Source organism: Cupriavidus sp. UYPR2.512, from assembly GCF_000379565.1.
Classification (GTDB): domain Bacteria; phylum Pseudomonadota; class Gammaproteobacteria; order Burkholderiales; family Burkholderiaceae; genus Cupriavidus.
Map to the genome: position 1 here is coordinate 1 of NZ_KB902925.1, position 5,750 is coordinate 5,750.

The 5,750-nt window shown below is 62.7% G+C and carries 3 protein-coding genes and 1 pseudogene; 1 reads left to right on the top strand and 3 read right to left on the bottom strand.

Annotated features, from left to right (window positions below; all coding sequences use genetic code 11):
- On the top strand, positions 1-282 hold a 282-nt coding region (locus A3A5_RS0111470; RefSeq protein ID WP_018310712.1), incomplete at its 5' end, for an IS4 family transposase.
- 549 nt (positions 283-831) lie between these two features.
- On the opposite strand, the gene A3A5_RS0111475 is transcribed toward A3A5_RS0111470, so the two are convergent.
- The 3 genes and pseudogenes from A3A5_RS0111475 to A3A5_RS0111485 all read right to left on the bottom strand — a co-directional run.
- Positions 832-4,029: an efflux RND transporter permease subunit gene (locus A3A5_RS0111475; RefSeq protein WP_018310713.1), complete on the bottom strand. Its 3,198-nt coding sequence runs from the start codon at positions 4,027-4,029 to the stop codon at positions 832-834.
- Positions 4,030-4,049: 20 nt separating this feature from the next.
- Positions 4,050-5,156 (bottom strand): efflux RND transporter periplasmic adaptor subunit, encoded by a 1,107-nt coding sequence (locus tag A3A5_RS0111480; protein ID WP_026200677.1) that lies wholly within the window; start codon positions 5,154-5,156, stop codon positions 4,050-4,052.
- Between the two features lie 324 nt (positions 5,157-5,480).
- A pseudogene (locus A3A5_RS0111485) lies at positions 5,481-5,750 on the bottom strand (IS630 family transposase); the annotation flags it as partial.

A 5,750-nucleotide genomic window follows, 5' to 3' on the forward strand; every position in this document is an offset into this window, starting at 1 on the left:
CGCGTGACTTATCTGATGCGCAAAGGCCGGACCTGCCCCGAGCTGGACGCCTCCTTGTTCTTCGATCCGGACGAAATTCGTGGTGCGTATCTGCTGGCCAAAAAGAAGTTGCCGGCGACACCACCGACCGTGAACGAGGTCGTGCGGCTGATTGCGCAAATCGGCGGCTTCCTTGCTCGAAAGGGCGACGGCGAACCCGGCGCCAAGACAATCTGGCGCGGACTCGATCGCGTGCTCTCCGCTGCTGAAACCCTGCGCGCGCTACGTGAGGGGCTCGGCTGACTTATGTATAAAGGTATGGCTCAAGACAGGTTAGGCGGTCATGGATGGTCAGTTGCGGCGTGGGGGCTGCCGAACGATTGGAGACCACTGATGGGCAACTACGGCGGTTACTGACTGGAACGCTACCGGCAGAAAGCTGGTCACGCGCAAGCGCGCCCGAACCAGCAGCAACAAGCGCCTCACTGGCACGCGCGAAGCCGCAGCGCTCGGGTTCAGTCGGCAAACTATGCCGACTTCTCCCAAACGCTCCCGTGAGAGAAGCTACGCGAAGCACCACGGATATCAGGCCGTCGACTTGTTTTCCCCTTACAGAAAGTCAGTTGGAAATCCCGTGCACATTAATTTCACGGCAATGATATTCTTTTCATTTTCCTGCAACCCATCTGCGCTGTCCGCTTCTCGTGGATGATGACCTCTGCCAATATGGACTCGCAATCGGATTTCCCTTTGTTTCTCGTCAATCCACTGTGTCCCTGTGCGAAAACTGCGCTGCTTTCCATGGGCGGACAGCCTTGTCTGAGGGCAAATTTTTCTTGCAGGCCCGTTCGCTTATTCAGCGCTGCCTTCCGCGGAGAACGAATCAGCGCCAGCCGGATGGTCGGCTGCAGGCGGCGTCCTGTCTCGCCATAACTGACGCCACCACACGCTAACATCGTCAAGATACGTATAAATCACCGGCACCACCACCAGCGTCAGTATCGATGAGGTGATAATCCCGCCGATCACCGTTTGCCCCATCGGCGCGCGCTGCTCGGCGCCTTCGCCGAGGCTGAAGGCGAGCGGCACCATGCCGAAGATCATCGCCAGCGTCGTCATCAGAATCGGGCGCAGTCGTACGCGCGCGGCTTCGACCAGGGCCGCCTCGCGCGACAGCGGCTCGGGGCCGTCGCTCCCTTGGCGCGCCTGGTTGGCGAAGTCCACCAGCAGGATCGCGTTCTTGGTCACCAGCCCCATTAGCATGATAAAGCCGATGATCGAGAACATGTTCAGGGTCGAGCCGAACAGCAGCAGCGCCGCGAACACGCCGGCCAGCGTCAGCGGCAGCGAAGTCATGATGGCGATCGGATGGAAGAAGCTCGCGAACTGCGAAGCCAGGATCATGTAGATGAAAATCACTGCCAGCGCCAGCGCAGATAGCGCGGACCCGAAGGATTCGTTCATCGACTTGGTCGAGCCGCCGAAGCGGTACTTGTAGCCGGCCGGCCAGTTCATGCCGTCGAGCGCGGCCTTGACGTCGCGCGCGACTTCGCCGGCCGAACGCCCGGCCACGTTGGCGGTCAGCTCGACTTCGCGGTTCAGATCGCGCCGGCTGATTTGGTTGGCGCTCGTGATCGGCACCAGCTCGGCGATCTGGCGCAGCGGCACCATTTTTGGCGAGCCGTTGGCGTTGGTCTGGCTGCTGGCGATCATCAGCGCGCTGAGATCCGCCATGCCGGTGCGCGCGTCCTTCGGCAGGCGCACGCGTACGTCATAGTTTTGGTCATCGGGCGCGCGCCAGGAACTGATGGCGTCACCAGCCAGCAGCGGGCGCAACGCATTGCCGATCTGCGCCACGCCCACGCCCAGGTCAGAGGCAAGCTCGCGCCGGATGCGCACCTCGATGGTGGGGCGGTCGTCTTTCATGCTCGAATCGAGGTCGGTCAACCCGCGGATCGCGGTCATGCGCTTGCTGGCTCCCTGTGACAACCGGCGCAGTTCGTCCAGGTCATCGCCCTGGATCGATACCTGAATCGCCTTCTGGCCGGCGGCACCGTCGGGCATCCCTACCATGGTCAGCGTAATGCCGGCTATGCCGGCCAGGCGCTGGCGGATCAGCGGGTTGAGCTGGGCAGTGGACAACGCGCGCGCGCGCCGTTCGGTCAGACGCACCGACACCAACGCGTTGTTGCGGCCCGAGGTGTTGCCTGAGTTGACGGTGGCATACGTGTAGGCGACTTCAGGGAACGACTTCAGCGCGGCTTCCACCTGCCGCACCTTCGCCTCGGTAACTTCCATTGACGTTCCCACTGGCGTGGTGAATTTGACGGTCGTTTCACCTTGATCGGCGTTGGGCACAAATTCCGTTCCGATGAGCGGCACCAACGCAAAGCTGCCGAAGAAGGTCGCCGCGGCGATGATGACGGTGGCCAGGCGGTGCTTCAGCGCCCACCTCAGCATGCTGGCGCACCCGTTGCCAAGCTTGTCCATGTTTGCCGAGAACCAGTCCAGCAGCCGCCCCACGGTGCGCCCGTACCAGCTGCGCTTGTTGCCGGTGCCGTGCAGGTCCGGGTCGTGCCAGACCGATGACAGCATCGGATCCAGCGTGAACGAGACGAACATCGAGATCAGCACCGCCGCCACCACCGTGATGCCGAACTGGTGGAAGAAGCGCCCGATGATGCCGCCCATGAAGCCCACCGGCAGGAACACCGCGACGATCGAAAACGTGGTGGCCAGCACCGCCAGCCCGATCTCGTTGGTGCCGTCCAGCGCCGCGCTGCGGTGGTCCTTGCCCATCAAGTTGTGGCGCACGATGTTCTCGCGCACCACAATGGCATCGTCGATCAGCAGGCCCACGCACAGCGACAGCGCCATCAGCGTGATCACATTGAGCGTGAAGCCGCACAAATACATCACGCCGAAGGTGCCGATCAGCGCGATTGGCAGCGTCAGCCCTGTAATCACCGTGCTGCGCCACGAGCCGAGGAACAGGAACACGATCGCTACGGTCAGGAAGGCGCCTTCCACCAGCGTCGAGCCCACCTCTTTCACGCTGCTGCGGATGCCGCGCGCGGTGTCGTTGACCACGTTCAGCTGCACGCCGGCCGGCACCAGCTTGCGCACTTCGTCGGTCATGCGCACCAGGCGGTCGACGGTGTCGACGGTGTTCTGGCCTTGTGCCTTCACCACCGACAGGAACAGCGCGCGCTTTCCGTCAAGCAGCGCCAGACTTTCCTGCTCTTGCTCTCCGTCGCGCACGTCGGCGATCTCGCCCAGCGTCACCGGCTGGCCGGCGCGGCGCGCCACGATGATCTGCCGGAACGCATCCGGCGTGGGCACGCGGCCCTTGATCTGCACCACGGTTTCGGTCGCCGAGGAACGCAACTCGCCGGCGGGCAGCTCTTGGTTCTCGTTGTGAATCGCGTTCATCACCTGGTCCACGCCGATGCCCAACGCCTCGAGCTGCGCCGGCCGGATGCGGATCTCGACCTCGCGCTTGGTACCACCGACGAGGTTGATGGCGCCCACGCCGCGCACGGTCTCCAGCCGCTTGCGCACGATCTGGTCGGCGATGGTGGTCAATTCGCGCTGGCTGCGGCTGGCGCCAGGCGCGTTGGAGACCGACAGATAGAAAATTGGCGCATCCGACGGATCATAGCGCAGCACGCGCGGTTCCTTGACCTCGTCGCGGAAATGCGGGCGGATCGACGCGATCTTGTCGCGCACGTCCTGTGCGGCTTGGCCGATTTCGACGCTGAGGGCGAATCTTACGACGACAACTGAGATACCCTGATAGGAGTTCGAATACAACTCCTCAATGCCAGGAATGGTATTGACGATCTCCTCGACTTTGCGCGTGACGTCGGACTCGACCGACTCCGGCGCGGCGCCCGGGTAGTCGGTCTGTATCACCACCACCGGGAAGGTGATGTCGGGAAACTGGTCGACCGGCAGCCGCTGGTAAGAGAACAGGCCCACCACGATGAAGGCCATCATCATCATGGTAGCGAGCACCGGGTTGCGGATCGACAGGCGGGTGAACCACATGGCGCGCGTCCTCTACACCGTCAGGCCTTGACGCGCCGGACCTGGCTGCCGCTGCGCAGCATGCCGAAGTTGTTGCGCACGATCTCGGTGCCAGCGTTCAGCCCGGAGACGATTTCCACCATGCCGCCGGCTTCGTCGCGCATGCCAAGCTGCACCGGGCGCTCCGCCAGCGTGTCGCGCTCGATGGCATAGACGAAGGCGCGTTCGCCCTCCGTGCGCACCGACGAGACCGGCACGGCCACTACGGCGGCGCGTTGGCCCAGCACTAGGGCGCCGCGTGCGAACATGCCCGCGCGCAGTACCTGCTCGGCATTGTCGACGCGGATATAGACCATGATGCTGCGCGTGCCGTCGCTGATGGCCGGGCTGATGCGCACCAGCTTGCCGGTAAAGCGCCCGGCGCCTTCCACGTCGAGCTCGGCCATCTGGCCGACCCTGACACTAGCTACGTCGGCCATCGGCACTGGAGCCTCCAGCTCCAGGAACCGCAAGTCGACCACGTCAACCAGGCGCATATCAGGCGACACCTTTTCGCCTGGCTGCACCGCGCGCGCGGCCACCATGCCATCGAGCGGGGCCTTGACCACCGTGTCGGCCAGCATCTTCTCCGCCACCGCTAGGCCACCCTGTCCGACATCGAGGTTGGCGCGTGCCACGTCCACCTCGGACTGGAACTTGTCGAACGCGGCCTGCGAGATAAAGCCCTTAGCCACAAGCATACGGTTGCGGTCCAAGGTCTGACGTGCGTTCTGAAATTGTCCCTGCATGGCAAGCATCTGCCCACGGGCCTGGGCCGCTTTAGCTTGGTATTCGGTCGGATCGATGCGCACGATCACCTGCCCGGCGCGCACCGTCGCTCCTTCCCGTACAAGGACGGCCTTGACTTCGCCGGATACCTTAGCCTTGACCGACGCCTGGTTCAGCGCGCGTAAGCTACCCGACAGCGGCAGCGACACTTGCAGGTTCTGGGGACCCACGTGGACAAGGTCGGTCTGTAGAAACTCGAGCCCGTTGGCCTGCGCAGGCCCAAGTATCTGGTGCGCACTTCTAGCGGTACGCACGGAAACCACAACGCTCAGCATTAAAATAGCGCAGCCGATAGCGATTAGCAGGTTCTTTCGTTTCATGTCGGCCTTTGGGGCGGTCACTAGGCTTTGGCGGAAACGCGAAACGCATCCTCTACGCCTTGCGCGATCATATGGTCGCGGAATGCTCGGCAGCACGTGGTGCCTTTCTGCGTCGGGTCACGCTCATCTGGTTAGCCTGCGGTCTGGCTTGGCAGCAGCGTGTCCAGGAATTAGTCGAAAAAAGGCCGATGTCCAATTTCAAAAACTGCGCCGCAGCTCGCGGCGCAACACCATCGCGAACGCCAGCGTGGATCACCGTGCGATGGTATTAACGCGCCCCAGAGCCTTGACGAACAATTTGTCCCTCGGGACCACCACCTCCAACTAGTGCAATGTTCCATTCTGTTTGGAACTTAAGCGGCGGTTGGCACGAATGACCTTCTGTAGGATGTCGCGAGCGCTCTTGGTCCAGATGAACGGCTTGGGGTTGGTGTTGTGGTGAGCGATGTACTCGTTGATGGCGTCGACCAGTTCCGGCACGCTGGTGAATACGCCGCGGCGAAGTCGCTCGGTTGTGATGTCACGAAAGAACCGCTCGACCATGTTCAGCCATGATGCGGAGGTGGGCGTGAAGTGCATGTTGAATCGCGGATG

Excerpts from the sequence above, each read along its gene's own strand:
- A3A5_RS0111475 (WP_018310713.1), bottom strand. The coding sequence starts at position 4,029 with ATGTGGTTCACCCGCCTGTCGATCCGCAACCCGGTGCTCGCTACCATG.
- A3A5_RS0111480 (WP_026200677.1), bottom strand. The coding sequence starts at position 5,156 with ATGAAACGAAAGAACCTGCTAATCGCTATCGGCTGCGCTATTTTAATG.